The 24,957-nt window shown below is 69.0% G+C and carries 27 protein-coding genes; 12 read left to right on the top strand and 15 right to left on the bottom strand.

Going from position 1 to position 24,957, the window contains the following annotated elements; genetic code table 11:
- The first annotated feature begins 6 nt into the window (after positions 1-6).
- The 9 genes from RTA_RS07270 to RTA_RS07230 all read left to right on the top strand — a co-directional run bounded on the left by RTA_RS07270 (position 7) and on the right by RTA_RS07230 (position 8,000).
- Complete coding sequence (locus RTA_RS07270; protein WP_013900740.1) at positions 7-873, top strand: HTD2 family dehydratase; 867 nt, start codon at positions 7-9, stop codon at positions 871-873.
- Positions 870-1,745, top strand: a complete 876-nt coding sequence (locus RTA_RS07265; protein ID WP_013900739.1) for an HpcH/HpaI aldolase/citrate lyase family protein — start codon at positions 870-872, stop codon at positions 1,743-1,745. The genes RTA_RS07270 and RTA_RS07265 overlap by 4 nt, the downstream gene beginning before the upstream one ends.
- Before the next feature lie 33 nt (positions 1,746-1,778).
- Positions 1,779-2,939 (top strand): CaiB/BaiF CoA transferase family protein, encoded by a 1,161-nt coding sequence (locus RTA_RS07260; protein ID WP_013900738.1) that lies wholly within the window; start codon positions 1,779-1,781, stop codon positions 2,937-2,939.
- 90 nt (positions 2,940-3,029) lie between these two features.
- A complete protein-coding gene (locus tag RTA_RS07255; RefSeq protein WP_013900737.1) occupies positions 3,030-3,992 on the top strand; it encodes a Bug family tripartite tricarboxylate transporter substrate binding protein in 963 nt (320 codons plus the stop codon).
- 3 nt (positions 3,993-3,995) lie between these two features.
- Positions 3,996-5,243 carry a CaiB/BaiF CoA transferase family protein gene (locus tag RTA_RS07250; protein ID WP_041675162.1) on the top strand — a complete coding sequence of 416 codons (1,248 nt, stop codon included), beginning with the start codon at positions 3,996-3,998 and terminating at the stop codon, positions 5,241-5,243.
- The gene (locus RTA_RS07245) at positions 5,240-5,623 is read left to right on the top strand and encodes a cupin domain-containing protein (protein WP_013900735.1); all 384 of its coding nucleotides are present in this window, start codon (positions 5,240-5,242) and stop codon (positions 5,621-5,623) included. The genes RTA_RS07250 and RTA_RS07245 overlap by 4 nt, the downstream gene beginning before the upstream one ends.
- A complete protein-coding gene (locus RTA_RS07240; protein ID WP_013900734.1) occupies positions 5,620-6,783 on the top strand; it encodes an acyl-CoA dehydrogenase family protein in 1,164 nt (387 codons plus the stop codon). The genes RTA_RS07245 and RTA_RS07240 overlap by 4 nt, the downstream gene beginning before the upstream one ends.
- Positions 6,784-6,856: 73 nt before the next feature.
- The gene (locus RTA_RS07235) at positions 6,857-7,072 is read left to right on the top strand and encodes a hypothetical protein (RefSeq protein ID WP_013900733.1); all 216 of its coding nucleotides are present in this window, start codon (positions 6,857-6,859) and stop codon (positions 7,070-7,072) included.
- A gap of 25 nt (positions 7,073-7,097) precedes the next feature.
- Positions 7,098-8,000 (top strand): LysR family transcriptional regulator, encoded by a 903-nt coding sequence (locus RTA_RS07230; RefSeq protein WP_013900732.1) that lies wholly within the window; start codon positions 7,098-7,100, stop codon positions 7,998-8,000.
- A gap of 19 nt (positions 8,001-8,019) precedes the next feature.
- Here the strand turns inward: RTA_RS07230 and RTA_RS07225 are convergent, their stop codons facing one another.
- From RTA_RS07225 to RTA_RS07215, 3 genes are read right to left on the bottom strand one after another with little or no spacing between them, the layout of a single operon-like run.
- Positions 8,020-10,107 carry an acetate--CoA ligase family protein gene (locus RTA_RS07225; protein ID WP_013900731.1) on the bottom strand — a complete coding sequence of 696 codons (2,088 nt, stop codon included), beginning with the start codon at positions 10,105-10,107 and terminating at the stop codon, positions 8,020-8,022.
- A gap of 4 nt (positions 10,108-10,111) precedes the next feature.
- Positions 10,112-10,906, bottom strand: coding sequence for an enoyl-CoA hydratase/isomerase family protein (locus tag RTA_RS07220; RefSeq protein WP_013900730.1), 795 nt, complete (start codon positions 10,904-10,906; stop codon positions 10,112-10,114).
- A gap of 23 nt (positions 10,907-10,929) precedes the next feature.
- Complete coding sequence (locus RTA_RS07215; RefSeq protein WP_013900729.1) at positions 10,930-11,907, bottom strand: tripartite tricarboxylate transporter substrate binding protein; 978 nt, start codon at positions 11,905-11,907, stop codon at positions 10,930-10,932.
- Positions 11,908-11,990: 83 nt separating this feature from the next.
- Between RTA_RS07215 and RTA_RS07210 the strand changes: the two genes are divergently transcribed.
- The gene (locus tag RTA_RS07210) at positions 11,991-12,830 is read left to right on the top strand and encodes an IclR family transcriptional regulator (protein WP_143762926.1); all 840 of its coding nucleotides are present in this window, start codon (positions 11,991-11,993) and stop codon (positions 12,828-12,830) included.
- Positions 12,831-12,865: 35 nt separating this feature from the next.
- Here RTA_RS07210 and RTA_RS07205 read toward each other — a convergent pair whose 3' ends face one another.
- The 10 genes from RTA_RS07205 to RTA_RS07170 all read right to left on the bottom strand — a co-directional run bounded on the left by RTA_RS07205 (position 12,866) and on the right by RTA_RS07170 (position 21,162).
- Positions 12,866-13,261 carry a YciI family protein gene (locus tag RTA_RS07205; protein WP_013900727.1) on the bottom strand — a complete coding sequence of 132 codons (396 nt, stop codon included), beginning with the start codon at positions 13,259-13,261 and terminating at the stop codon, positions 12,866-12,868.
- Positions 13,262-13,282: 21 nt separating this feature from the next.
- Entirely contained in the window at positions 13,283-13,777 is a 495-nt protein-coding gene (locus RTA_RS07200; RefSeq protein WP_013900726.1) for a hypothetical protein, read from the bottom strand.
- A 105-nt stretch (positions 13,778-13,882) separates the two neighbouring features.
- Positions 13,883-14,290 (bottom strand): hypothetical protein, encoded by a 408-nt coding sequence (locus tag RTA_RS21525; RefSeq protein WP_498365958.1) that lies wholly within the window; start codon positions 14,288-14,290, stop codon positions 13,883-13,885.
- A gap of 124 nt (positions 14,291-14,414) precedes the next feature.
- Positions 14,415-15,257: a hypothetical protein gene (locus RTA_RS07195; RefSeq protein ID WP_013900724.1), complete on the bottom strand. Its 843-nt coding sequence runs from the start codon at positions 15,255-15,257 to the stop codon at positions 14,415-14,417.
- 61 nt (positions 15,258-15,318) lie between these two features.
- Positions 15,319-15,597, bottom strand: a complete 279-nt coding sequence (locus RTA_RS20645) for a hypothetical protein (RefSeq protein ID WP_143762925.1) — start codon at positions 15,595-15,597, stop codon at positions 15,319-15,321.
- A gap of 569 nt (positions 15,598-16,166) precedes the next feature.
- Complete coding sequence (locus RTA_RS19705) at positions 16,167-16,835, bottom strand: V-type ATP synthase subunit E family protein (RefSeq protein WP_013900723.1); 669 nt, start codon at positions 16,833-16,835, stop codon at positions 16,167-16,169.
- A 145-nt stretch (positions 16,836-16,980) separates the two neighbouring features.
- Positions 16,981-17,532 carry an SLATT domain-containing protein gene (locus RTA_RS21440; protein ID WP_143762923.1) on the bottom strand — a complete coding sequence of 184 codons (552 nt, stop codon included), beginning with the start codon at positions 17,530-17,532 and terminating at the stop codon, positions 16,981-16,983.
- Between the two features lie 453 nt (positions 17,533-17,985).
- Positions 17,986-18,723 (bottom strand): cysteate racemase, encoded by a 738-nt coding sequence (cuyB, locus tag RTA_RS07180; protein WP_013900722.1) that lies wholly within the window; start codon positions 18,721-18,723, stop codon positions 17,986-17,988.
- Positions 18,716-20,176, bottom strand: coding sequence for an N-acyl-D-amino-acid deacylase family protein (locus tag RTA_RS07175; RefSeq protein ID WP_013900721.1), 1,461 nt, complete (start codon positions 20,174-20,176; stop codon positions 18,716-18,718). Before RTA_RS07175 ends, cuyB begins: the two co-directional genes overlap by 8 nt.
- A gap of 2 nt (positions 20,177-20,178) precedes the next feature.
- The gene (locus RTA_RS07170; protein WP_041675152.1) at positions 20,179-21,162 is read right to left on the bottom strand and encodes a Bug family tripartite tricarboxylate transporter substrate binding protein; all 984 of its coding nucleotides are present in this window, start codon (positions 21,160-21,162) and stop codon (positions 20,179-20,181) included.
- 113 nt (positions 21,163-21,275) lie between these two features.
- Here RTA_RS07170 and RTA_RS07165 point away from each other — a divergent pair, with 113 nt between their 5' ends.
- Complete coding sequence (locus tag RTA_RS07165) at positions 21,276-22,229, top strand: LysR family transcriptional regulator (protein ID WP_013900719.1); 954 nt, start codon at positions 21,276-21,278, stop codon at positions 22,227-22,229.
- 184 nt (positions 22,230-22,413) lie between these two features.
- Entirely contained in the window at positions 22,414-23,358 is a 945-nt protein-coding gene (locus RTA_RS07160; protein WP_013900718.1) for an N-carbamoyl-D-amino-acid hydrolase, read from the top strand.
- 3 nt (positions 23,359-23,361) lie between these two features.
- On the opposite strand, the gene RTA_RS07155 is transcribed toward RTA_RS07160, so the two are convergent.
- The gene (locus RTA_RS07155) at positions 23,362-24,093 is read right to left on the bottom strand and encodes an ABC transporter substrate-binding protein (RefSeq protein WP_013900717.1); all 732 of its coding nucleotides are present in this window, start codon (positions 24,091-24,093) and stop codon (positions 23,362-23,364) included.
- Positions 24,094-24,137: 44 nt separating this feature from the next.
- Entirely contained in the window at positions 24,138-24,896 is a 759-nt protein-coding gene (locus tag RTA_RS07150) for an IclR family transcriptional regulator (RefSeq protein WP_013900716.1), read from the bottom strand.
- Positions 24,897-24,957 lie beyond the last annotated feature (61 nt).

The following is a 24,957-nucleotide window of genomic DNA, read 5'->3' as shown; positions in this document are numbered from 1 at the left end:
CCCGTGATGCGCGACATCGCCTCGGAATTCGCCGGCTGGATCGGCCGCTGCGTGACCGTGGAGGACGAGATCTCGCTGCCGGCCGTGCGGCGCATGGCGGCGATGCTGGACCTCGACCCGCTGGAGTTCCATCGCGGCAGCGCCATCCCGCCGCACTGGTACTCGATGTTCTTCACCCAGAATGCCCGCCGCTCGCAGATCGGGCACGACGGCCATCCGAAGAAGGGCGAGTTCCTGCCGCCCATCCCGCTGCCGCGGCGCATGTTCGTGGGCCGCCAGGTCAGCTTCCCGGGCGTGCTGCGGGTCGGCGACGAGGCTAGCAAGCGTTCGGAGATCGCGGGGATCGAGCAGAAGCAGGGCCGCAGCGGCACGCTGGTGTTCCTCAAGGTGCTGCACACGATTTCCGTGGGCGGGCAGCCGGCCGTCACCGAGCAGCAGGAGGTCGTGTACCGCGATGCGCCGGCGGCGGACGCGAAGCCGGCCAACGCTGCAGCGACCCCGGTGCCCGCCAGCGCCGCCTGGCAGGCCGAGTACGAGATGGATCCCGTGCTGGTCTTCCGCTACTCGGCCCTGACCTGGAACGGCCACCGCATCCATTACGACGCCGACTATGCGCGCCGCGAGGAAGGCTACCCGGGCTGCGTGATGAACGGCGCGCTGACCGTGCACCTGGTGGTGGAGGAAGCGCTCAAGCGCGCCGCCGGGCGCCGGCTGGCGGGCCTCAGCGCCCGCCTGGTCAAGCCGCTGTTCGTGGGCGGCCAGCTGAAGATAGCCGGCCGCGACGCGGAGGGCTCCACCCTCGAGGCCTGGGCCGGCGACGAGCAGGGAGCGCTGGCGGCCAGCTGCACGCTGCGGTTCGAGGGGGCATCGTGAGCCAGCGGCCCCTGCCTGCCTGGCGCTCGCTGCTGTTCTGCCCGGCCAGTTCCGAGCGCTTCGTGGCCAAGGCCCACAGCCGCGGCGCGGACGCCATCATCCTGGACCTGGAAGACTCGGTGGGCGCCGCCGAGAAGGCTTCGGCGCGCGCGGGCGTACCCGCGGCCGCGGCCAGCGTGGGCCAGGCCGGTGCCGACGTGCTGGTGCGCATCAACCGGGAGCTGCCCTGGGCCGTGCAGGACATCGCCGCGGCCGTGGGTGCCGGCGTCATGGGCCTGGTGCTGCCCAAGGTGATGGGGCCGGAGCACGTGCGGCTGCTGGCGGAAGTCGTCACCGCGCGTGAGCTCGAGCTCGGCCTGCAGCCCGGCCACACCCGCTTCGTCGCCCTGGTGGAGTCGGCCGCGGCGCTGGAGCAGCTGGCGGCCATCGCGCGGGCGGATGCGCGCCTGGTCGCGATGGCCGTGGGCGGCGAGGACCTGGCGACCGACCTGCAGGCCGAGCCCACCGCCGACACCTTGTACGTGGCCAAGATGCTGGGCCTGCACGCGGCGCGGGCCGCGGGCATCCTGCCGCTGGGCGTGCTGGCCAGCGTCGCTGGCGTGGGGGACGGCGAGGCCTACCGCGCCATGCTGGCGCGCTCGCGCGCGCTGGGCTTTGCCTGCGCCACCTGCGTGCATCCGGCCCAGGTGCCGCTGCTGAATGCCGCCTTCGGCCCCTCCGAGCAGGAGCTCGAGCGCGCGCGCCGCCTCATCGCCGCCTACGAATCAGGCCTGGCCCAGGGCCGCGGCGCCACCCTGTTCGAGGGCGCCATGGTCGACAAGCCCGTGGCCGACCGCGCCTTGCGCCTGCTGGCCCGCGCGCGGGCCGCCTGAGCTGGCCCGCCCCCAAGTCTTCGGAGTTTTCAGATGTCCCATTCGCAGCCCCTGGCCGGCTTCACCGTGGTGGAGATCGGCCACAGCGTCGCCGCGCCCTACACCGGCTTCATCCTGGCCGGCTTGGGCGCCGAGCTGATCAAGGTCGAGAACCCCGAGGGCGGCGATGCCGCCCGTGGCTGGGGGCCGCCCTTCCACGCCGGCTCGGCGCCGCACTTCACCGCTTTCAACCGCGACAAGCACAGCGTGACCGCGGACCTGCGCGATCCCGCCCAGCGCGACGCGCTGCGCGAGTTCATCCTGGACAAGGCCGACGCGGTGATCTGCAACATGCGCGCGGGCGCGGCCGAGGAGCTGGGCGTGGGACCCATCGGCCTGCGCGAGGCGGACCCGTCGCTGGTGTACTGCGAGATCGGCGCCTTCGGCCACGTCGGGCCCATGGCCGACAAGCCCGGCTACGACCCGCTGATGCAGGCCTACGGCGGCATGATGAGCATCACCGGCGAGAGCGTCGAGCGGCCGCCGATCCGCGTGGGCGTGTCCATCATCGACATGGGCTCGGGCATGTGGGGCGCCATCGGCATCATGGGCGCGCTGATCGAGCGGCGCCGCACCGGCATCGGCACCGTGGTGCGCACCTCCCTGTTCGAGACGGCGCTGGCCTGGACCGCCACGCCGATCTGCCGCCAGCAGATGAGCGGCCAGCCGCAGCTGCCGCAGGGGTCGGGCGCGGCGGGCATCGTGCCCTACCAGGCGTTCAAGACGCAGGACGGCTGGCTGGTGATCGGCGCCGGCAACGACGGCCTGTTCGCCAAGCTCGCGCGCGCGATGCAGCGCCCCGATCTCGCCAGCGACGAGCGCTTCCGCACCAACCGGGGACGCGTGTCGAACAAGGCGCAGCTGCTGCCGCTCATCAAGGCCTTTGCCGCCGGTTTCACCAACCGCCAGCTCGGCGCGCTGCTGGACGAAGCCGGCGTGCCCAACGCGCCGGTGCAGACCATCGGGCAGGTCGTGGCCGATCCGCAGACCGCGGCGCTGGGCATCGTGCAGCAGGGACCCGAGGGCGCGTTCCCCACCGTGGGCCTGCCGCTCACCTATGACGGGGAGCGGCCGCCCTACCGGCGCGCGGCGCCGGCCCTGGGCGAGAACACGCGGGAGTGGCTGCCGCAGACCATTCGCAAAATGGATGGTTGAAGCCGAAAATCCAATTGGACGCGAATCCTTGTCTTCCTGAAGATGGCGGCCGGCGGCACAGAACGCGCCGCCGACAACAAGGAGACAAGCATGAAGAACCTTCTGGCCCTGGCCGCCGCGGCCCTGGGCCTGCTGGGCGCGCCCGCGGCCCTGGCGCAGCCCTATCCGGCCGGCCCCGTCACCCTGGTCGTTCCCTTCGCGGCCGGCAGCGGCACCGACGCGGTGGCCCGCGCCGTCGGCCAGAAACTCTCGGAGCGGCTGAAGCAGCCCGTCCTCATCGACAACAAGCCTGGCGCCAGCGCGCAGGTGGGCGCGGTGTTCGTCGCCGCGGCCAAGCCGGACGGCTACACGCTGTTCATGACGACCAACACCTCGCACTCGGCCAACCCCAGCCTGTTCAAGAGCCTGCGCTACGACCCGATCAAGGACTTCACACCGATCGCGCGCGTGGGTGAACTGCCCTTCGCGCTGGCGGTCCACCCCGGCGTTCCGGCCAGGTCCCTGCAGGAGCTGATAGCCCACGCGCGCGCCAACCCCGGCAAGCTGTCCTACGCCACGCCCAACAGCACCTCGCTGGTGGCGACCGAGACCATCAAGCGCATGGCGGGCGTGCAGATGACCGCCATCCCGTACAAGTCCAGCCCCCAGGCCATGACCGACCTGATCGGCGGCCAGGTGCAGGTGTACGTGACGGACCTGGGTTCGGGCATGAGCATGCTCAAGTCCGACAAGATCCGCACCCTGGCCGTGACCACGGCGGAGAGCACGCCCCTGCTGCCCGGCGTGCCGCCGGTGGGCAAGACCCTGCCCGGCTTCGACCTGACCTCGTGGAACGGCATCTTCGGTCCCGCCGGCCTGCCCCCGCCGGTGGTGGACCGGCTGAACGCCGAGCTGCAGGTGGTGCTGGCCGACCGCGAGCTCCAGGGCAAGCTGGCGCAGATCGGCTTCCAGGTGTCGCCGTCGAGAACCCCCGCCGAGTTCGCCCAGTACGTGTCGGCCCAGCTCGCCCACTGGACGCAGCTGATCAAGCAGGCCGGCATCACCCCGGAATAAGCCATGCCGCACACCCGGACCTCGGGCGCGGGCCCCCTGGCGGGGGTGAAGGTCCTGGACCTCACCTCCGTGATCATGGGTCCCTTCGCCACCCAGATCCTGGCTTCGCTGGGCGCCGAGGTAACCAAGGTCGAGCCCGCCGAAGGCGACAACATGCGCCACGTGGGGCCCATGCGCAACCCGGGCATGGGCCACATCTTCCTGCACGCCAACCAGGGCAAGCGCAGCATCGTGCTGGACCTCAAGCACGAGGACGGGCGCGAGGCGGCGCTGCGCCTGGCCCAGCGCAGCGACGTGCTGATCAGCAACGTGCGGCCGCAGGCGCTGGAACGCCTGGGCCTGGGCTACGAGGCGGTGCGCGAACGCAACCCGCGCATCGTCCACGTGAGCTGCTGCGGCTTCGACCAGTCGGGGCCCTACGCCGCCCGCGCCGCCTACGACGACCTGATCCAGGGCGCCACCGGCCTGCCCTGGCTGATGCAGGAGTACGGCGCCCAGGCGCCCTGCTACGCCCCCGTGACGCTGGCCGACCGGGTCACCGGCCTGCACGCGGTGTATGCGGTGACGGCCGCGCTGTACGCGCGGGAGCGCTCGGGCCAGGGCCAGGCGGTGGTGGTGCCCATGTACGAAGCCATGACGCAGTTCGTGCTGGGCGACCACCTGGCGGGCCTGAGCTTCGACCCGCCGGCCGGCGCCGCCGGCTACCCGCGGCTGCTGACGCCCCACCGCCGGCCCTACCGGACGAGTGACGGCTACCTGTGCGTGCTGATCTACAACGACAAGCACTGGCGCAGCTTCTTCGCCGCCATCGGCGAGCCGCAGCGCATGCAGGACGACCCCCGGTTCGCCAGCCATGGCGCGCGCGCGGAGAACATCGATGCCGTCTACGAGGAAGTGGCGCGCCTGATGGCGCAGCGCACCACCGCGCAATGGCGGGCGCTGCTGGACCGGGCGGATGTCCCCAACATGCCGATGAACACGCCGCAGGACCTGCTGGACGACCTACACCACCAGGCCACGGGGTTCATCCGCGAGGTCGAGCATCCGACCGAAGGGGCGCTTCGCACGCCGGCCTGCCCAACCCGCTGGAGCGCCACCCCGCCCCCTGCCGACCTGGCGCCGGCACCGGGGCTGGGCGAGCAGTCCGTCGCCGTGCTGGAGGAAGCGGGCTACAGCCGCGCCGAGATCGCCCGCCTGCTGGCCAGCGGCGCCTGCCGGGCCCCCGCCCCACCCCTTGAGGAACGACCATGAAACCGACCTACTTCATCCGCGGGGCCGACGTGCCGGCCTACCACCCCGCCAACCACGAGCACACCAGCAACCAGCGCCTGGTCGGCGAGCACATGGGCGCCAGGCACCTGGAGGTGGTGCTGGGCACCATCGGCCGCGGCGGCGGCGCGCTGCCGCACGCGCATCCCGGCATGGAGCAGGCCTGCTACCTGCTGGCCGGCAGCGCCCGCGCCGAGATCGACGGCCAGTCCTTCGACATGCAGCCGGGCGATGCCTGCTTCTTCCCGGCCGGCGCCCTGCACGTCTTCACGGTCACCAGCGAGCAGCCGGCCCGGGTGCTGGTGGTCTACAGCCCGCCCTACGGCGAGAACCCGGCCCGGGTGCAGCGGCCAGCGGCATGAACTTCTTCCTCAGCGAGGAGCAGCAGCAGATCGTCGCCGCCGTCGAGCGGGTCTGCGCGCCTTTCGACGACGACTACTGGCTGCGCCGCGACCGGGAGGGCGGCTTCCCGGAGGACTTCCACCGCGCGCTGGCGCAGGCGGGCTGGCTGGGCATCGCCATGCCCGAGGCCTACGGCGGCGCCGGGCTGGGCATCACCGAGGCCGCGCTGATGATGCATGCGATCTCGGCCACGGGCGCCGGCCTGTCGGGCGCCTCGGCGGTGCACATGAACATCTTCGGCCTGCACCCGGTGGTGGTGTTCGGCTCCGACGCCCAGAAGCAGCGCTGGCTGCCGGCGCTGATCCAGGGCCGGGACCGGGCCTGCTTCGGGGTGACGGAGCCGAACACCGGCCTGAACACGCTCAAGCTCAGGACGCGGGCCGAGCGCCACGGCGACCACTACCGGGTGTCCGGCCAGAAGGTCTGGATTTCCACCGCCCAGGTGGCCAACAAGATCCTGCTGCTGGCGCGCACCACGCCGCTGGAGGACAGCCGCGGCACCGAGGGGCTGAGCCTGTTCTACACCGACCTGGACCGCGGCGCGGTGGAGGTGCGCGAGATCGAGAAGATGGGCCGCCGGTGCGTGGACTCCAACCAGGTGTTCATCGACGGACTGCGCATCCCGGTGGAGGACCGCATCGGCGAGGAGGGAAAAGGCTTCAGCTACATCCTCCACGGCATGAACCCCGAGCGCATCCTGATCGCGGCAGAAGCCATCGGCCTGGGGCGCGCCGCCTTGCGCCGCGGCTCGCAGTACGCCAAGGAACGCATCGTCTTCGACCGGCCCATCGGCATGAACCAGGGCATCCAGCATCCGCTGGCGAAGTCCTGGATGGAGCTGGAAGCCGCCCACCTGATGGTGCACAAGGCCGCCGCGCTGTACGACGCGCAGCTGCCCTGCGCGGCCGAGGCCAACGCGGCCAAGTACCTGGGGGCCGAGGCCTGCTACCGCGCCTGCGAGAACGCCATCTTCACCCACGGCGGCATGGGCTACGCCAAGGAGTACCACGTGGAGCGCTACCTGCGCGAGTCGTGGATCCCGCGGCTGGCGCCGGTCAGCCCGCAGTTGGTCCTTTGCTACATCGCCGAAAAAGTGCTGGGCCTGCCCAAGTCCTACTGAGGCCTGAAGCCCCCATCCCTGATGCCAAAGGCGCGGCGTTGTGGCAGCATGCCGGCTCAGGGAGAAGAAAACCATGGAAAAAGTATGGCTCGGCGTCGGGGCCTTGATCAGCTTCGCTTACCTGGGTTTCTGGGCGTTCGTGCTGCACGGCGCCCGCTGGACCAGCCTGGCGAGCACCATGCCGGGGAACGAGATCGGCGATTTCCTCGGCGGTGCGTTCGGTCCCCTGATCTTCCTGTGGCTGGTCCTGGGCTTCATCCAGCAGCGGATCGAGGATAGAAACAGGTAGCCGGCCGCTGCGCCATGATGGCGCGATGAAGATCCACCTGCTGCGTTACTTCATCGTGCTCGCCGAAGAATTGCATTTCGGCCGGGCGGCGGCACGCCTGTCCATCACCCAACCGCCCCTGAGCTCGGCCCTGAAGGCGCTGGAAGAGGAACTGGGCGTCCAGCTGCTGGAGCGAAACAGCAAGCAGGTGGCGCTGACCGCGGCCGGCGCGGCCTTTCTCCCGGAGGCCCGTGGGGTGCTGGAGCGGGTGGCGTCGGCGGCCGAGACGGCGCGCTCGGTGGCGGCCGGCATGCGCGGCCGGCTGGACGTGGGTTTCACCGGCTCCATGATCTACCGCGACATGCCGCGCATCGTTGCCGGCTTCAACACCCGGCACCCGGGCATCGAGGTGAACCTGCGCGAGATGTCGACCAACGAGCAGGTGGACGCCCTGCTGCACCGGCAGCTGCACGCCGGCTTCCTGAATGCCGGCATCCTGCCCACCCCGCTGGAGACGCTGCCGCTGCCGAACGACTCCCTGGTGTGCTGCTTGCCGCTGACGCACCGGCTGGCCAGCGCCAGGTCCGTCGACCTGCGGCAGCTGGCGGACGAGACCTTCGTGATGTTCTCGCGTGACGTCGCGCCTGCCTACCACGACAACGTCACCGCGGTCTTCAGCCAGGCCGGCATCCACCCGCGCACCCGCCACGCCGCGCGCCAGTGGCTGACCGTGGTGGCGCTGGTCGCCGCCGGCATGGGCGTGGCCGTGGTCCCCGAAACCATAGGCCGGGCCGGGATCGACGGGGCGCGACTGGTGCGCATCCGGGGCATGAAGGCATCGACCACGGGGGTGCTGGCCTGGAACGCGCAGCACCGGCTGGCGGCACTGGATTCGTTCGTGAACGAGGCGGCGGCGCGGTTGAGGGCGCGGGCTTACCGGGCGAGCTGAGACGCTGCCATGCCCGTCCTCAGCGCGCGAGCACCGCGACGCCGTCGGCGGCACGCACGCCCTGGCCCTGCGGCAGCACGAACAACGGGTTGATCTCCGCCTCGACCAGCCGCTCGCCCAGCTGCGCCGCCATGCGCGAGAAGGCGACGATCGCCGTCACGAGCGCTTCGACGTCGGCCTTGGGGCGGCCCCGGAAGCCGTCCAGCAGCGGCCAGGTCCTGAGCTCGCGCGCCATGGAGAGCGCCTCTTCCCGGCTCAGGCCACCGCGGGCGGGCAGCAGGCGCAGGGTCGTGTCCTTGAACAGCTCGGCGGTGACGCCGCCCATGCCCAGCAGGATGGCCGTTCCCAGCGGATCGCAGTGCATGCCCAGGATCAGCTCGGTGCCGCCGGCCACCAGCTCCTGGACCAGGAAGCGCCGTGGACGCACCCTGGCCTTGCGCTCGACCTCCTCCGCCATGGCCGACACTCGCGCGTCAACCTGCTCCGGGGTCAGGTCGACCGCGACGCCGCCAACGTCGCTCTTGTGCGTGATCTCGCCGGCGAGAATCTTCAGCACGACCCGTCCGCCCAGCTCGCGGGCGGCGCGTTCGGCCTGGCCGGGCGTCTCCACGACGACCTCGCGGGCGCAGGGCACGCCGAAGCGCGCGAACAGCTGCTTGGCCTGCGCCTCGTCCAGCGGACCGGCAGGCAGGTCATCGACCACGACAGACCCTTCGCCCACGCCCTCTTCCACGGGTGCCCGCCATTGGCCCGCGTGCAGCAGGCCCCGCAGCGCCGCCGTGCAGCTTTCGGGGGCGGCAAAGGCCGGCACGCCGCATTGCGTGAGCAGCGCCGCCGCCTCCGGCGCATGCGGGCTGACGTAGGCGACCACCGGCTTGTCCGACAGCGGCAGGCAGTCCCGGATGGCGCCGGCCATCAGCTCGGGCATGGCCAGGCTGGAGGAACCGGCGATGACGGTCAGCGCGTCGTAGCTGGGGCTGGCCAGCAAGGCCTGGATGGCGCCGCGCAGCAGGTCCGGCTGCAGGCCGGCGAGCGTGACGTCGATGGGGTTCCGGTCCAGCGCCGCATGGTCGCCGGTCTGCAGGGCGCGCAGGGCCGCCGCGGTCCGCGCGTCGGGCGCCGGCGTGTCGAAGCCGGACACGCCCAGGCTGTCCGAGACCAGCGTACCGGCGCCTCCGGTGGAGGTCAGGATGGCGACGCGGTTGCCGCGCAGCTGGCGGCCCGTGGCGAGCGCCGCCGGGATGTCGAGCAGGTCGCCGAAGGTCTGCGCCCGGATCACGCCGCACTGGCGGAACAGCGCGTCGTACATGCGGTCGGCGCCGGCCAGCGCGCCGGTGTGCGACACCGCCGCCTGGGCGCCCGCTTCGGAGCGGCCGATCTTGAAGGCCACGATGGGCTTGCCGGCCCGGGCCGCCTTCAGCGCGGCCGCGCGGAATTTCCCTGGATGGCGCACGGTCTCGACATACAGCGCGATCACCCGGGTCGCCTCGTCATCGGCCAGCGCGGCGATGAAGTCCGCCAGCTCCAGGTCCGCCTCGTTGCTGGTGGACACCAGCTTGGACAGGCCGATGCCGCGCGCCGCCGCGCGCGACAGCAGCGAGCCCAGGATGCCGCCGCTTTGCGACACGACACCGATGGAACCCACGGGGAAATGGTCCATCTCCAGCGCGCCGGTGGCCGACAGCACGATGCTGTCGGTCAGGTTCACCAGGCCGATGGTGTTGGGCCCGAGGATGCGCATGGAGCCCGCCGCTTCCAGCAGCTGCTTCTGCCGGCGCGCGCCTTCCTCGCCGGTCTCGGCATAGCCGCTGGCGAGCACGATGGCGGCCGCGGCTCCGCGTGAGGCGAGGTCACGCACCGCCAGATGCGCGCGCTCGGCGCCCAGCAGCACGATGCCCACGTCCGGCACGGCGGGCAGCGAGGCCAGGTCGGGGTAGCAGCGCAGGTCGCCAATGCGGTCGATCTTGGGGTTGACCGGGTAGATCTCGCCGGAGAAGCTGTGCTTGACCAGGTAGGACACCGGCCGGCCGGCGGTCTTGGCGGGATCGCCCGAGGCGCCGATCACGGCCACGCTGCGGGGCTTCAGGAGTCGGGAGATGGCGTCCACGGGATCACTGCCTGCCGCCGGATCGGGCCAGGAAGGCCATGACCGATTCGCGATGCTCGGCGCTGGTGTAGCAGATGCCCTGGGCCTGGCTGCCCTGAGCGAAGACCTGCTGCGCCGGGAGTTCGAAACTCTGGTTGAGGATGGTCTTGCCCAGCGCCAGCGCCGTGGCGGAGCCCCTGCCCAGCTCAGCCGCCCAGGCCTGGGCGTCCGCCAGCAGGCGGTCGGCGCCGGTCTTGCGGTCCACGATGCCCAGGGCCAGCGCTTCGTCCACCTCCACCTTGCGGCCGGTGAAGATCAGGTCCTTGGCTTTGGGCAGGCCGATGCGGCGCGGCAGGAAGTACATGCCGCCACCGTCGGGAATGATCCCCCGGTGGATGTAGGACCAGGTGAAGCTGGCCCACTCGCTGGCGATGATGAAGTCGCACGCCAGCGCGGTGTCGGCGCCCAGGCCGGAGGCCGCGCCGTTCACGGCCGCGATCACCGGCTTGGGCAGGGTGTGCAGAAGCGCCTGCGTGTGGTGCACGCGCTGCTGGCGATGCCAGCCGTTGAAGCCGACCTCGCCCGCCGGGGCGTTCAAGCGGCGCTCCATGCCGGCGATGTCGCCGCCGGCGCAGAAGCCCTTGCCGGCGCCCGTGAGCACCAGCGCGCGGATGGCCTTGTCGGCGCTGACGCGCTCCAGGGCGTGGATGAACTCGCCGCGCATCTCGTCGCTCATCGCGTTGCGCTTGTCGGGGCGGTTGAGGGTCAGCGTGGCGATGCCGCCCTCGGAGACCTGGAGTTGGATCAGGGAATAGTCCATCGGGTTGCCTGCCTTGGCTGACCTTAATCGGCCTTCACGTTGTTTTCCTTCACGATCCGGGCCCAGCGGCTGGTCTCGGAGCGCACGAACTCGTCGAGCTCCGCGGGGCCACCGGCGCTGACCGTGAGGCCTTCCGGTTCCATCATCCTGCGAAACTCCGCGCTGTCGGCCGCCTTCCTGGCCGCGGCATGCAGCTTGGCGATCACGTCGGCCGGCGTGCCCGCGGGAGCGAACAGCCCGTACCAGCTCTCGACCGCGTAGCCGGGGATGGTCTCCGCGATGGCCGGCACGTCCTTCAGGGCCGCCGCGCGCTGGGGCGTCGTGACCGCGAGCGCGCGCAGCTTGCCGTTGGCGAGCTGCGGCGACGCCGCCGCCGCGGTGGCGAACATCATGTCGACCTGGCCGCCGAGCAGGTCGGTGAGGGCCGGGCCGGCGCCCCGGTACGGGACGTGCGTCATCTGCACCTTCGCGAGGTTGGTGAACATCTCGCCGGCCAGGTGCGCGGAGGTGCCATTGCCCTGCGAGGCATAGGTGAGCTTGCCGGGTTGGGCGCGGGCGGTGGCCAGCACGTCGGCCACCGACCTGTGGGGGCTGTCCGCGCGCACGACCAGCAGGTTCGGCCCGCGCGCGAGCAGGACCACCGGGGCGAACGCTTTCTGCGTGTCGAACGGGAGCTTGGCCACCATGCTCGGGTTCACCGCATGCGCGAAGGTGGCCACCACCAGCGTGTAGCCGTCGGGTGGGCTCTTGGCCACGAGATCGCTGCCGATGATGGTGCCGGCGCCCGGCTTGTTGTCGACGATCACGGGCTGGCCGAGCGCCTGGGACAGGCCGACGCCCAAGGCACGGGCGATGGCATCGGTGCCGCCGCCAGGGGCAAAGGGAACGACCAGTTTCACGGGCCGGTCGGGAAAGGCCGCGAGCGCGGTGGAGGCCGCGAAGGCGAACGCCGCGAAGACGGCGCCAAGGCGCGTGGGAACGCCGCGAGAGAGAAGGTTCATGGGTTGTCTCCTGGGATCTGGTCGTGACGGCCGCACCGCCGGCGGACCGCCAGCTTAGGGAGACGGGCCCGGCTTGGCGTCCCATGAATTCCAAACAGTGGAACTGGCTACACTGCCCTGTCGTGTCCGCGCCGTCCTCCCGAACCCGGGCGCCCCTGGCCGAAAAGCCGGGCCGCTCCCCTGCGAACCGCTCGCTGGAGCGGGGCATGGAGGTGCTGCGCTCGTTCCGGCCCGGATCCGAACTGCTGGGCAACGCGGAGCTGGCCGAGCGCACCGGACTGTCGCGCTCGACGGTCAGCCGGCTGACCCAGACGTTGGTTGGCGCCGGCTTCTTGCAGGTGGAACCGCGCAGCCGCGCGTACCGGCTCGCCCCTGCCGTCCTCAGCCTGGCCCAGGCGATGCGCAGCGGCTCCACGGTGCTGGGGATCGCCGCACCGCGCATGCGCGCCACGGCCGAGGCCCGGCGGGTCAACGTTGGGCTGGCGGCCCCGGACCGCGACGAGATGGTGTACCTGGAATCGATCCGCTACAACCGCCGGCCTTCGCTGCGCACGGTGGTCTCCGGCCAGCGGGTGCCGATGGAGCTGACCTCGCTGGGACGGGCCTACCTGGCGAGCGCGCCCGAGGCGCAGCGCAAGGCGCTGCTGGCGCACTTCCGTTATGTGCGGCGCACTCAGTGGGCGGAGCTGGGGCCGGCGCTCACCGAGGCGGTCGAGGAGGTCCAGCGCCAAGGCTACTGCGCGGCTTCATGGCAGGCCGAGGTCGTTGCCGTGGCGACGCCGCTGGTGTTCCAGCGCTCCCATTACGCGCTCAACGTGAGCCTGACCACGTCGGAGCCGTTCGCGGCAGTGGTGCGTGAACTCGCTCCCGCGCTGATGGCGCTGAAGGCGGAGATCCAGCGTGAACTGGAAGCCGCCGAGTGACGTAATCCGCGCCGCTTGCGGTTGCGAGCGCAGCACTAGCGCCACGCAGCAGGGGTTTCGTTGGTGACCGAAGTGGCGACTGCGCGCTCGCCCTCGAGTGGGCGAACCTCATAGGACAGCCCGAAGGCCATGCAGGGGTTCTGGGCAGCCAGTGCCGCGGCCTCATCCAAGCTGCCGGCGACGATGAACCAGAAGCCGCCGATCACTTCCTTGGTTTCGGCGAAAGGACCGTCGGTGACCGAGGACTTGGAGACCAGCTTGCCTTCGTTGGCGAGGCGGCTGCCCAGCTTCATCCGCCCCAGCTTCTGGTTGCGTTCGAACCAGTCGTAAAACTCGTCAATGGCGCGCTGGACGTCCTGCTTCGACGCACCCGCGTCCCACTGCCCGCGGGAGATCACGAGGTACTCGTTCTTGGCGTCGGTTGGGTTCATCTTGCACTCGGGTAGAAAGGCTCAGCCCTGCGGCCGCACCGGAACACGACTGGCGATCGCGGAACACAGCTCCTCGAAGGCGGCCCGGTTGGGAAGGAAGGACTCGGTGATGGTGAGCTTTCCGTTCGCGTGGATGACGTTGAGGAACCGTTGCTTCTGGACGGCCTGCAGGGTCACGTGCCGGACGTCGGCAAGCTTCACCACCGTAGCTGCCCGGGAGAATCCGAACCTGGGTGCGGAGATCTCGGTGGCCGTCACGGTGACGTGGTGGGAGGAGACCAGGCCCATGATGAATGCGGGGACTCCCACCGCCACGAACGCAGCGCCGGTGGCGGCGATGCACCAGTAGAAGAGGGTGGCCCCGTCCGGACCCAGGTGGATGAGCCTATTGATGACGAGTCCGCGGTCATTCAGCATCGCCTCGCGTCCCATGAAGAACGCGATAGCGCCGAAGAACGCGGACGCAAGCGCCATGGTCCAGGGCTTCGGTCGGTAGGGGTGTTTCAGGGTTTGCAACGATGCCTCCTCGAACGTCGGTGTTGACTAGGGGCCAAGGAATACGATGTCGCAGGCACGGCCGCCCTTGGGCTTCCGTTTCGAACAAACTGTTAGGGCCCTGCCTCATGCGAGAGCCCTACGGACGACGCGCAACCAATACTTCGCCTTTGACCCGATGGAAACCTGGTACGAGTACAGCCGGTCTCGAATGAGGCAAGCGCCGTCGAGGAGGATCACGTGCGGAAGAGTAAGGCGCTGCACCGGACTCCAAGGATGCTTGTACTCGGCCCTGCAATGAGGACATTTTGGATTGGCGCCTGGTCTGAAGCGCCCACCGCACGGGCAATTCGGCAGCGCTGTAGCGATCTGGTCAAGTAGCTGCTGCGATGGCTCGACAGGATCGACAAGCTCCTTGTCCTGTTCGCGATGAATCACACTCGAGCACGTGTCGCAATAGAAATGCGGGAAGCTTTCGCCCATGCCACTCGATTGCCACGCGGGCGTGACGCGCTCGCACGCGAGGCACTTCATGTTGCCTACGCACGGAGAGTCGGTCGCATAGTGCACAACCTCCATAGCGCCCTAACGTTGGAGATGACCGGCGGACAGTAGACGGGCAGAGCCCGCCGATAGGACGTCCGTGTCGACTGGGCTGTTAGGGCGCATTTCGCTCGAAGTACCTTTGATAGATATTCACGTAGTTGGTGTTCACTTGGCAGGAGGTGATGTCGTCATACCGGACCTTGACGGGCTCCTCCAGCCAATTCGCCGCGCCGGTGAAGTACCTCACAGTCACGTCATTCGCTCCGATCTCCAGAACCCGGCCGACGATGAAGTCCGGTTCTTCCATCAGCTCGCATTCCAGAATCAGCAACGGATGCAGGCCGCTTAGGCCCGCGATCACGCTGCCCCAACTACTCAGGTCGACAGAGTAGTCGAACGGGACACGAGAGAGAAGCCCTTCGTCCGCCAAGAGCCGCTCCTGGAATGCGTCTGTCTTCGACCGAGTGACTTCAGAGATGTCCTCGGTGCGCAGCACCATCAATCCGTCGAGATTGAAGTCGTAGACGTACTGAAGTAGGACGAGCCGATCCGATGATCCCAGAACAAAACCCTGGATCTTGTTCTCATCGACTCCCGCTCTGCGAAGAGAGATTAGAGACCGGTCTTGCGCGAATTGCCTAAGTTCGTCCACCTGTGCCCTCACGTCGCCAAGGAACTTGCCGTCCGGCGAAAGGACAAAGCCGTCGTTGACCATATCACCGCGTGGATCATGAAAGGCTGAGGCGATCACCCGAATGTCCCCATTTGCCTCGTCATCCCAATGGAACAGGATCTCGAACTGGTAGAGCGTGCCGTCTGGCGCCCTGACTTCAAAAGTCTCCTGCTCTGCGCGTGTGACCTTTTCGCGCAGGTCAGTGTACCCACGCGAACGCAGTTGTTCTACGTACGGTACCAGGAGTTTCCGGGCAAGAGCTGGATCGAAACGGCTTTCCATGAGCCCTAACGTGTAGGTGAGCGGCCGCCATAGGCCGTCCGCTCGAACGACATGTTAGGGCTCAGTCCGGAACGCTGGCAATCCATTCCTGCACACTTCTAAGATCGTCGCTGGCGTTCGCCTGAAGCCCTTCCTGGTAGTCCCAGAAGAGACACTCAAGGCGAGAGGCTAGCTCGCTTCCGGCGTCCCGTTGTGAGCGGGTCAACTTCTCCAACGACCCGACAGCGAGCTTCAGATGCCTTGAGAAAGAAAGCCACCGCGTGGGGTCTGGCTCCTCGAGACCTGCAAGAAGCGAGTTGGCTTCCGCTGCGATCCTCATCTTGAGCGAGGTGTTACTCATGAGCTATAACGTCGGAAATGACCGACGGCCATAGGCGGGCAAGCCCGCTGCGAGAACCCGTGTCGATTGACTCGTTAGACACCATACCCCTCGTTGTGGCAAGCCACCCCCCTGGGGTTGTGCGGAACGAAGGCCCTCGCGTCCGGATCAGCCACCCACACAGATCTGACATCAGGCGACCACTCCTCTCCCTTGCGATGCTTCACGAGCGCCAGAACATCCTGACGTAGAAGCCCTGAGACTTTGCACTGCCCGAGGTTCACCGTGAGTCCCCGAGGCACATCGGGCTGCTTCATCTCCGCAAGCAGTGCACCGCCAGCCGCGACCAGGCGCCACGTGAAGTTTTTTGGATTTGCCGGATCAGCCCAGACCTCGATAGACGCTCCGCCAGGCCGCGACGGATTGAGGAGCCACCCGGCGAATGGCTTACCCTGAGCCAAGATGCTCAGCGAGAACCCGAAGGTCAGGATTGCCAGGAGCGCTCGTTTCACGGCGTCTAACGTAGAAGTAACCGGCTGCCCATAGGCCGGCGAAAGCCGGCCGCGTGGACGTCCGCGTTAACTGGGCTGTTAGAGGTCTGCCAGCCTGAACGCACTTGCATCGGAGTTGGGTTCGACAATCTTCCTCCCTTGCAGCTTCTCCAAGGACCGCCTTGTGGCCTGCTCCCCCATCTTTGTGATGTTCGAGATTTCCGAGAGGGGCACGTAGTCGTTCCTCGTTCGGAGGATATGCATGATCTTCGCCTGAAACGCGGAGTGCGGCAGCTTGTCGAAAGACATGATGTTCAGATCCACCGCAGTTTCGCGAGTGGACTCGACACTCTCCTGAATGGTTTTCAGGTACCTGTCCACGATGGACTGAAGCTTGGCGTTACTTTCGGCGGCTGTTGCTCCGATCCGACGCTTTGCTTCCTCGGCGATGGCTTGCTTCGCCTCTTCAATCTGAGTGTCGATCTTTGTCAGGCTGCTTTCGATCCACTTCGCACCGAGCATCGTCTGTAGGAAGTTGTCCTCGTCTCGGAAGTCGCTGGGTGCGTACAGTACCTTCGGGTTGAAGTTCAGCGTCAAGAAGAAGAGAACGACTATCAGAATCGGAAACAACATGACGAACCAGACGAACGTTCCCTGGATCGTTTTGTCCACGAGTGCCAGAACCACTGTGCCTGCAACCTCCGCGAGGGCTGCAAAGATGGCGATGATCGAAAGCGGATTGCTGACTGCACGCATGTTCTCGAGCATGTCTGACCTCTAACGTCGGAGTTGACCGGCACGCAGCGGCATTGCGCCGCGAGGCGTACGCTCACCAGCACCCTTCCCGGCGCAATGCCGCTGCGTGTCCGCGTCGAACGACCTGTTAGACCGCACTCCCGGGACGAAGTATCGGTCAGGCATTCTTGTCCGACTCATATTGTGTCGAGCCTTCCAAGCGCTGGGGCCTGACGCTCTTCCAAGCCCATTTCGGGATTTGCGGAGAGTCACGATTGATCTCATTCAATCGCTGCCTGTAGGTTTGAACAGTTTGCACTGCCTTTTCACACATGGACGCGTCTGGATAGTCAGTGTCCCAGTTTCGACAGTCTCGCCACAACGCGTGCAGATTCTCAGCAGCGGTTCGGTGTTTTCCCGCCAAGTCGTTAAGGTTGAGAAAAGCGCCCAAGCCGCTTAGAACAGAGACAACCAAACTCAGTACAACCGGGAGGCTGTTCGCGAACGATTTCCACCCGTCGTCTGCCGAAAGAAAAGCCTTGGTGTCTGAAGATAGGAGCCAAGTGAGGAGCAGTGACAGCAACAGCGCCGGCAGGCCGATAAAGAGCTTGTGCGTGCGCTCATATACTGCAGCCGCTCCCCAGTGCGCGAGCTTAGAAGTCTCAGTGTCCTCCAAATGCCGGCGGACCTCCTGTCTCACAGACTCGAAGTGGCTTTCGTCGTACGGCATCTCGCAATCATATGTCTTGCCAGGGCCGGCTCCGTTCGTGCGGTCTAACGTAATGTCGACTGCAGGCGCGAACCTGATATCACGCAGGTGCGGGATAAAACCGACGCGCTAAACGTCGTAAATGCCTGACTTGTCTGCATTTTTCGTCCTCCCCTCGCTCTATTCAGCTCTGATCAATCGCGACCTGAAATCTCGCAGATGTGCATGCAGGGCACCTGCGAGATAAAACCGCGCCGCTTGGCGTTGAGGTGGTGACCGGCCTTCTAAGTCGTTGTCACGCCTGCATCAAGCTGCGCCAGCCTAGCGCGGTGTAGGTGCTAAGTACAAGGACAAAGCCCGCAGCTGGTAGGCGCGCGGGTTTACCGCCGCACTGTTCAGGGGCGGTTGACTGCTCGCCGCCGGGCGCCCTCACCCCTGCCCTCTCCCGGAGGGAGAGGGAGGAAGACACAGCTTCTAGGCCGTGGCCGGCACGGCAGCCTCACGGCCACAGCGCGCAAGCGCCGCGCGGGCCAATGCATCGATGGAGTCGGTGAGCACGGCGCCGAATTCGTCGCGCCGGTCGTGGGGCACGGCCAGCGGCAGCTCCGTGCAGCCCAGCACCACGGCCCGGGCACCGCGGGCCACCAGCGCGCGGATGCAGGCTGCCGCAGGCTCAAAGGCCTCGGCTGGCCGGTTGGCTTTTACCGCCGCGATGGCGGCCACGCACTGCGCCAGCCCCAACTCGTCCGGCACGATCACCTCGTACCCCCGCGCGCGCAGCGGCTCCTGGTACAGCCCCAGCTTCAGCGTGGCCGGCGTGCCCATCAGGCCGATGGGATCTCGCGCGCCCAAGCGCTCCAGGTCATCGCACACCGCCTCGACGATGTGCAGCAGCGGCACCCGGGTGCGGCGGGCCATCTGCTCGTACCACAGGTGCGCCGTGTTGCAGGGGATCGCGATCAGGCTGGCGCCGGCGCGCTCCAGCAGCCGCAGGCCCGCCAGCATGGCTTGCAGCGGGTCTTCGCCCTGCCCCAGCCGCGCGCTGGAGCGGTCGGGGATGCGCGGGTCGTTGCACAGCAGCGCCGGCACGTGGTCCTGGTCACGCCCGGCCGGCGTCAGCGCCACCAGGCGGGCGGCGAAGGCGGCGCCGGCCAAGGGCCCCATGCCGCCCAGGATGCCCAGCAGGCCCTGGCCAACAGCGGCCTCACGCACGACCGCTGCTCCGCGCCAGCACGCGCCCGGGCAGCGCGCCCGTGGTGCGCTCGCCGTCCCAGACGCGCTGGCCGTTGACGAACACCTGCTCGATGCCCTCGCTGGCCTGGATCGGCTGCTCGAAGGTGGCGCGGTCGGTCACGCGGGCGGCGTCCAGCACCACCACGTCGGCTTTGTGCCCCGGCGCCAGCAGCCCGCGGTCCGGCACGCCGTAGTACATCGCCGCCAGCCCCGTCATCTTGTGGATGGCCGCTTCCAGCGAGAGGACCTGCCGCTCGCGCACCAGGGTGCGCAGCACGTTGGTGAAGGTGCCCCACTGGCGCGGATGCGGGTGCTTGTCGAAAGGCAGGCCGTCGGAGCCGACCATGCCGAACGGGTGCGCCATGATGCGCTCCACGTCGGCCGGGTCCATCAGGAAGTAGATCGCGCCGGCGGGCGACAGGCGCTGCAGGGTCTGCTCGTCGTCCAGCCCCAGCTCGCGCTGCACGTCGGCGAAGTCGCGGCCCTGCGCCTGCGGGTAGCCGCCCGACCAGGTGATCAGGGTGCGCTGCGCGATGCGCACGCGGTCCAGCCGCAGCATGGTCGAGGTGGCGGGATAGGGATGGCAGTCCAGGCACACGGGCTGCAGGCGCGCGGCATGCTCCAGCAGCCCCAGCGTCTCCACCGAGCGGCCATGGTTGCGCCCGCCGGCCAGCTTGTGGTGCGAGAACACCACCAGGCAGTCCAGGGCCCGCCCGATCTCCAGCGCCTCGTCCATCGCGGACACGATCTGGTCGGCCTCGTCGCGCAGGTGGGTGGCGTACAGCCCGCCGTGCGCGCGCAGCGGCTGGCCCACCTGGATGATCTCCTCGGTAGGCGCATGCGCCGCGGGCGGGTAGAAGGTGCCGGTGGACATGCCGAAGGCGCCGGCCTGCAGCGCGTCCGACAGCAGGCCTCGCATCTGCTCGATCTCCTGCGGCGTCGCGGCGCGCTGCGTGTCCTGCATCGCGTTCACGCGCAAGGTGGTGTGGCCCACCAGCGGGATCACGTTGACGGCCGCGGACGACGCGCGCAGCGCCTCGATCCAGCCGCGGAAAGTCGGGAAGCGGAACAGCTCGGCCGGGCCCAGCAGGTCCAGCGGCTGCGGCAGGGCCTGGCGCACCAGCGGCGCCAGGCTGATGCCGCAGTTGCCCGTCACCACCGTGGTGATGCCCTGCGACACCTTGGGCTTCATGTCCGGGTGCGCGAGCAGGTAGCCGTCGTCGTGGGTGTGCGAGTCGATGAAGCCCGGCGCCACCACCCGGCCGGACACGTCGATGCGCGGCACGCCGCTGGGAATGCTCTCGGACGGACCGACGGCGGCGATCCGGTCGCCTTCCAGCAGCACGTTGGCGCGCCGGGGTGGCGCGCCGCTGCCGTCGACCACCAGGCCGCCCGCCAGCAGCAGGCGGCCGCCTTTGACTGCGGCGTCCACGTTCAGTCGAGCTTCTCGATCTTGGCGTTCTCGATGATCGTCGCCCAGCGGGCGGTCTCGCGGTCGATCATCTGCTTGAACTGCTCCGGGCTGCCGCCGGCCGGCACCGCGCCCAGCCGGGCCAGGCCCTCGCGCACGGCCGGCGTCTTCAGCGCCTGCTGCATGGCGGCGTTGAGCTTGTCGATCACCGGCTTGGGCGTGTTGCGCGGGGCGACCACCCCGCCCCAGGCCACGGTCTCGTAGCCCTTGAGGCCCGCCTCGTCCAGCGTCGGCACTTCCGGCAGCAGCGGCAGGCGCTTCAGGCTGGTCACGCCCAGCGTCCGCACCTTGCCGCCGGCGACCAGGGGCACCACCTCCGAGCTGTTGGCGAACAGGAAGTCGGTGCGGCCGCCCATCAGGTCCTGCAGGGCGGCGGGGCCGCCGTTGTAGGGCACGTACAGCACGTCGATCTTGGCCATGGAGCGGAACACCTCCCCGCTCATGTGGCCGGTGGTGCCGACCCCGGGAGCGCCGAACGACAGCTTGCCGGGCGTCTTGCGGGCCGCCGCGATCAGCTCGCCGGCGGTCTTGTACGGCGAGTTGGCCGGCACGATCAGCACGTTGTACAGGTCGAAGGCGTGCGCCACGGGCGCCAGGTCGCGGTCGACGTCGTAGGGCAGCTTCTTGAACAGGGCGCGGTTGACGGCCAGCGTGTTCACGTTGCCGTAGCCGATGGTGTAGCCGTCGGCGGGCTTGTTGATGATCTGCATCAGGCCGATGTTGCCGGCCGCGCCCGGCTTGTTCTCCACCACCACGGACGTGTTCAGGATCTTGGCCAGCTCGTTGGTGATCACGCGCGAGAGCACGTCGGGCGAGCCACCGGCGGCCGACGGCACCACGAAGCTGATCGGGCGCTCGGGCCATTCGGCCCGGGCGGGCGCCGCGGCGCACAGCGACACCGCGGCGGCCAGGCCGGCGAGCCATCGGGTCAGTTGGGTTGTAGGCATGGTGTCGTCAGGTGGAGAGTTGAGCCTTCGCGAGAATAGCCAGGGCCCGCCGGAACGCCCCATACCTTCATGTGCGCAGACAATAAGCGGCTGTTATGGGCCGGAGGTGACCAATGCAAGAAGACGGGCTGGCCGCGCAGGACGAAGGCGGCAGCGACCCGCGCCGCGGGCTGAACCTGCGGCAGATCGAGGTGTTCCGCGCCGTCATGCTGGCCGGCTCGGTGAGCGCCGCCGGCCGCATGCTCTATGTATCGCAGCCGGCGATCAGCCGCATGCTGGCCCTGACCGAGAGCCGGCTGGGGTTCAAGCTGTTCGAGCGCCAGCGCACCCGCCTGTCCCCCACGCCGGAAGCGCGCCGCCTGTTCACCGAGGTGGAAGGCCTGTACCGCGGTGTGGAGCGCGTCAACGACCTGGCGCGCAACCTGGCGCGCAGCGGCGCCGGCAGCCTGCGCGTGGTCGCCAGCGCCAGCTACGGCGAGCGCCTGCTGCCGCTGGCGCTGCAGCGCCTGGTGCGGCGCAACCCCGGCGCGCAGCTGTCCTGCCGCAACGTGACCTACGACGAGCTCGCGGCGCGCTTCGTCACCGGGGACGCCGACATCGGCATCTCCATGGTCGCGCCGGACCATGCCAACCTGAAGGCGGCGGAGCTGGGGCGCGACCGCCTGGTGTGCCTGCTGCCAGGCGACCATCCGCTGGCGGACCGGCCGGTGGTGCGGCCGCAGGACCTGCAGGGCACGCCCTGGATCGCCTATCCGCCGAGCGCCCCGCTCGGGCGGGTGCTGGCGGGATGGATGGGCCCGCAGGCGCAGGCCGGCGCCGCCATCGAGGTGCATTCGCCGGTCACGGCCATCGCCTTCGCGCAGCAGGGCCTGGGCGCGGCACTGGTCGTGCAATGGAGCCTGCCGCCCGCGCTGGCCCCGGGCATGGTGGTGCGCCCGGTGGAGCCGGCGGCCTCGGTCGGCATCTGGGCCGTGTCGTCGCGGCTGGAGCCGATGCCGGTGCTGGCCAGGCGCCTGCTCACGGCGCTGGGCCACGTGCTGCAGGCCGGGCCGCCCCATCAAATTTAGGCGGGGGTTCATAACCGGTGGCTATCGCCGGACGCGGTCCACCGGGGCGGATCGCCAGCACCGGTGCGGCCTGGCGGGCCGTGGCCCGGCGGCGGGGCCAGCCCCCCGCTGCCCGCCGCCGACGGAAGCGGCGACGCGCACGCGGCATCATGGCAGCCGTCTTGGACCCGGGAGACTCGAGCACATGAGCAGCAAGAACAAGTTGGGACTGGCCGTCGCGCAGATGGGCCCCGTGCACCTGTCGGACAGCCGCGCCGCCGTGGTGGCCCGGCTGGTGGAGATGATGCGCGAGGCGAAATCGCGCGGCGCGCGGCTGGTCGTTTTCCCCGAGCTGGCGCTGACCACCTTCTTCCCCCGCTACTGGATGAGCGAGGAGGAGGCGCAGGCCCGCTTCTTCGAGCCCACCATGCCCAACGCGCAGGTGCAGCCGCTGTTCGACGAGGCCAGGCGGCTGGGCATCGGCTTCTACCTGGGGTACGCCGAGCTCTCGCCCGAGGGCCGGCCGTACAACACCTCCATCCTGGTCGACCAGCAGGCCAACATCGTGGGCAGGTACCGCAAGGTGCACCTGCCCGGGCACAGCGAGCACAAGCCCGACGCGCCATTCCAGCACCTGGAGAAGAAGTTCTTCGACGTAGGCGACAAGCCCTGGGGCGTGTGGGACGCCATGGGCGCGCGCATCGGCATGGCCCTGTGCAACGACCGCCGCTGGCCCGAGACCTGGCGCGTGATGTCGCTGCAGAGCGCCGAGGTGGTGGTCCTGGGCTACAACACGCCCTCGCAGAACATCCACTGGGACGAACCGGTGCACCTGCGCATGCACCACCACCTGATCACGCTGCAGGCCAGCGCCTACCAGAACTGCGTCTGGGCGGCGGCCGCGGCCAAGTGCGGGCGCGAGGACGGCTTCCACATGATCGGCGGCTCGGTGATCGTGGCGCCCACCGGCGAGATCGCCGCCCAGGCCAGCACCGAGGAGGACGAGGTCCTCTGCGTCAACGCCGACCTGGACCTGGCCGCGGCCTTCCGCAAGAACGTCTTCGACTTCGCGCGGCACCGCCGCCCCGAGCACTACGGGCTGATCGTGGAGCGCGTCGGGCCCGGCGAGCCGCTGCCGCAGGCGCAGTGACGCTCAGGGCGCCACCGTCGCGCCGCCGATCCCGTGGCGCTGCAGCGCCTCGCGCACGAAGCCGCTGGCCTTCATCTCCTGGACGTACGCGCGCAGCACCGCGGCCGCCGCTTCGCCGCGCGAGCGCGGGCAGCCCATGGCCTGCTGGATGACCATGAAGCGCCCCGGCAGCAGGCGCAGGCCGCCCAGGCGCGCCGCGTCGGCTTCCAGCTGCTGCTTCACGCCGGCGGCGACGTCCGCACCCTGCTCCAGGAAATACGCCACCACCGCCGGGGAGCTCGGGGCGCGCAGGATCTCCGCGGCCTTCAGCTCGCGGCTGAGGTACAGGTCGTAGGCACTGCCCTTGCCCACCATCACGCGCGTGCCGGCCCGGTCCACCTCGTCGTTGCCGCGCAGCGGCGAGGCTTCGCGCACCGCGTAGCAGCCCTCGATCAGCACATAGGGCGGCGTGAACAAAATGCCTTCGCCCCGCTTGGGGTCGATCGCGAAGAAGCCGATGTCGGCCCGCTCCTGGCCGACCGCGTCCACCGACTTGCCGGCGGTGTCGAACACCACCAGTTCCAGCTCCACACCCAGCCTTTGCGCGAAGCCGCGCGCCAGGTCCACGGACACGCCCTTGGCCAGCCCGGTGGCCGCGTCGGGCGCCGCCAGGATGGGGTTGCCGGTGTTGATCGAGGCCCGCAGGCGGCCGGTGGGCGCGAAGGCGCGAACGATGTCGGGAGCGATGGTCGTCATGGATTCGAAGCGTTCCAGGTCATGGCGCTACTCTAGCCTGGGCCTCATCCGGGATGCCAGCGCGAAACGGCGGCGGGGGTCGTCGCCGACCGGTCCCCCGCCAGCGCATAGGACAGCTGGTTGGCGGCACGGATGACGTGCTTGGCGTGCTTGTCCAGCTTGGCCTTGGTCAGCCTGGAACTCGGCCCGGAGATGCACATGGAACCGAGCAGCCGCCAGTTCAGCCCGAAGACCGGCGCGGCGACGCTGGACACCTCGGCTTCGCGCTCTCCCATGGAGATGTGGCAGCCGCGTTCGCGGATGGATTCGTACGGTTCGCCCTTGGCGCCGCTGAAGGCCAGGATCACGCGGCCGGGGGCGCCCTTGTTCAACGGCAGTCGCTCGCCAATGCGGACGTTGTGCCGCACGGACTGCGGCCCCTCGACCCGGGCGACACAGGAGCGGATGTCGCCTTCGCGCACGTAGAAGGACGCGCTTTCGCCGGTCTCCTTCACCAGCTGGTGCAAGGCGGGCTCCACCACGTTGTTGACGTCGAAGCCCGCCTGGTAGCGGGCGCCCAGCCAGCCGGCCGCCGGGCCCAGCCGCCACTGCCCGTCGTCGGCCTGCACCATGTACTGGCTCAGCGCCAGCGTGCGCGCCAGCCGCAAGGCGGTGGTCTTGTGCATCCCGGCACGGCGACTGAGCTCGGCCAGTGACAGCGTAGCCTCGCCCACGGCGAAAGCTTCCATCAGCGAGAGTGCGCGCGTGACCGCGATGACCCCGCCGTCCTGCTCGCCCGTCCCTTGCCTGGCTGGGTTGCGCATCCTGCACCCTGGTTCACTGTACGAAACGCCATTGTACTGTCCGCAACTCGCGCCTAGAGTG

The sequence above is a fragment of the Ramlibacter tataouinensis TTB310 genome, from assembly GCF_000215705.1.
GTDB classification, from domain to species: Bacteria; Pseudomonadota; Gammaproteobacteria; order Burkholderiales; family Burkholderiaceae_C; genus Ramlibacter; species Ramlibacter tataouinensis.
Note: the sequence above shows the minus strand (reverse complement) of the source record. Positions and strands in the feature narration are given on the sequence as shown.

Excerpts from the sequence above, each read along its gene's own strand:
- RTA_RS07270 (WP_013900740.1), top strand. The coding sequence starts at position 7 with ATGCGCGACATCGCCTCGGAATTCGCCGGCTGGATCGGCCGCTGCGTG.
- RTA_RS07260 (WP_013900738.1), top strand. The coding sequence starts at position 1,779 with ATGTCCCATTCGCAGCCCCTGGCCGGCTTCACCGTGGTGGAGATCGGC.
- RTA_RS07255 (WP_013900737.1), top strand. The coding sequence starts at position 3,030 with ATGAAGAACCTTCTGGCCCTGGCCGCCGCGGCCCTGGGCCTGCTGGGC.
- RTA_RS07250 (WP_041675162.1), top strand. The coding sequence starts at position 3,996 with ATGCCGCACACCCGGACCTCGGGCGCGGGCCCCCTGGCGGGGGTGAAG.
- RTA_RS07245 (WP_013900735.1), top strand. The coding sequence starts at position 5,240 with ATGAAACCGACCTACTTCATCCGCGGGGCCGACGTGCCGGCCTACCAC.
- RTA_RS07240 (WP_013900734.1), top strand. The coding sequence starts at position 5,620 with ATGAACTTCTTCCTCAGCGAGGAGCAGCAGCAGATCGTCGCCGCCGTC.
- RTA_RS07235 (WP_013900733.1), top strand. The coding sequence starts at position 6,857 with ATGGAAAAAGTATGGCTCGGCGTCGGGGCCTTGATCAGCTTCGCTTAC.
- RTA_RS07230 (WP_013900732.1), top strand. The coding sequence starts at position 7,098 with ATGAAGATCCACCTGCTGCGTTACTTCATCGTGCTCGCCGAAGAATTG.
- RTA_RS07220 (WP_013900730.1), bottom strand. The coding sequence starts at position 10,906 with ATGGACTATTCCCTGATCCAACTCCAGGTCTCCGAGGGCGGCATCGCC.
- RTA_RS07215 (WP_013900729.1), bottom strand. The coding sequence starts at position 11,907 with ATGAACCTTCTCTCTCGCGGCGTTCCCACGCGCCTTGGCGCCGTCTTC.
- RTA_RS07210 (WP_143762926.1), top strand. The coding sequence starts at position 11,991 with ATGAATTCCAAACAGTGGAACTGGCTACACTGCCCTGTCGTGTCCGCG.
- RTA_RS07205 (WP_013900727.1), bottom strand. The coding sequence starts at position 13,261 with ATGAACCCAACCGACGCCAAGAACGAGTACCTCGTGATCTCCCGCGGG.
- RTA_RS21525 (WP_498365958.1), bottom strand. The coding sequence starts at position 14,290 with ATGAAGTGCCTCGCGTGCGAGCGCGTCACGCCCGCGTGGCAATCGAGT.
- RTA_RS07195 (WP_013900724.1), bottom strand. The coding sequence starts at position 15,257 with ATGGAAAGCCGTTTCGATCCAGCTCTTGCCCGGAAACTCCTGGTACCG.
- RTA_RS20645 (WP_143762925.1), bottom strand. The coding sequence starts at position 15,597 with ATGAGTAACACCTCGCTCAAGATGAGGATCGCAGCGGAAGCCAACTCG.
- RTA_RS19705 (WP_013900723.1), bottom strand. The coding sequence starts at position 16,835 with ATGCTCGAGAACATGCGTGCAGTCAGCAATCCGCTTTCGATCATCGCC.
- RTA_RS21440 (WP_143762923.1), bottom strand. The coding sequence starts at position 17,532 with ATGCCGTACGACGAAAGCCACTTCGAGTCTGTGAGACAGGAGGTCCGC.
- RTA_RS07170 (WP_041675152.1), bottom strand. The coding sequence starts at position 21,162 with ATGCCTACAACCCAACTGACCCGATGGCTCGCCGGCCTGGCCGCCGCG.
- RTA_RS07165 (WP_013900719.1), top strand. The coding sequence starts at position 21,276 with ATGCAAGAAGACGGGCTGGCCGCGCAGGACGAAGGCGGCAGCGACCCG.
- RTA_RS07160 (WP_013900718.1), top strand. The coding sequence starts at position 22,414 with ATGAGCAGCAAGAACAAGTTGGGACTGGCCGTCGCGCAGATGGGCCCC.
- RTA_RS07155 (WP_013900717.1), bottom strand. The coding sequence starts at position 24,093 with ATGACGACCATCGCTCCCGACATCGTTCGCGCCTTCGCGCCCACCGGC.
- RTA_RS07150 (WP_013900716.1), bottom strand. The coding sequence starts at position 24,896 with ATGCGCAACCCAGCCAGGCAAGGGACGGGCGAGCAGGACGGCGGGGTC.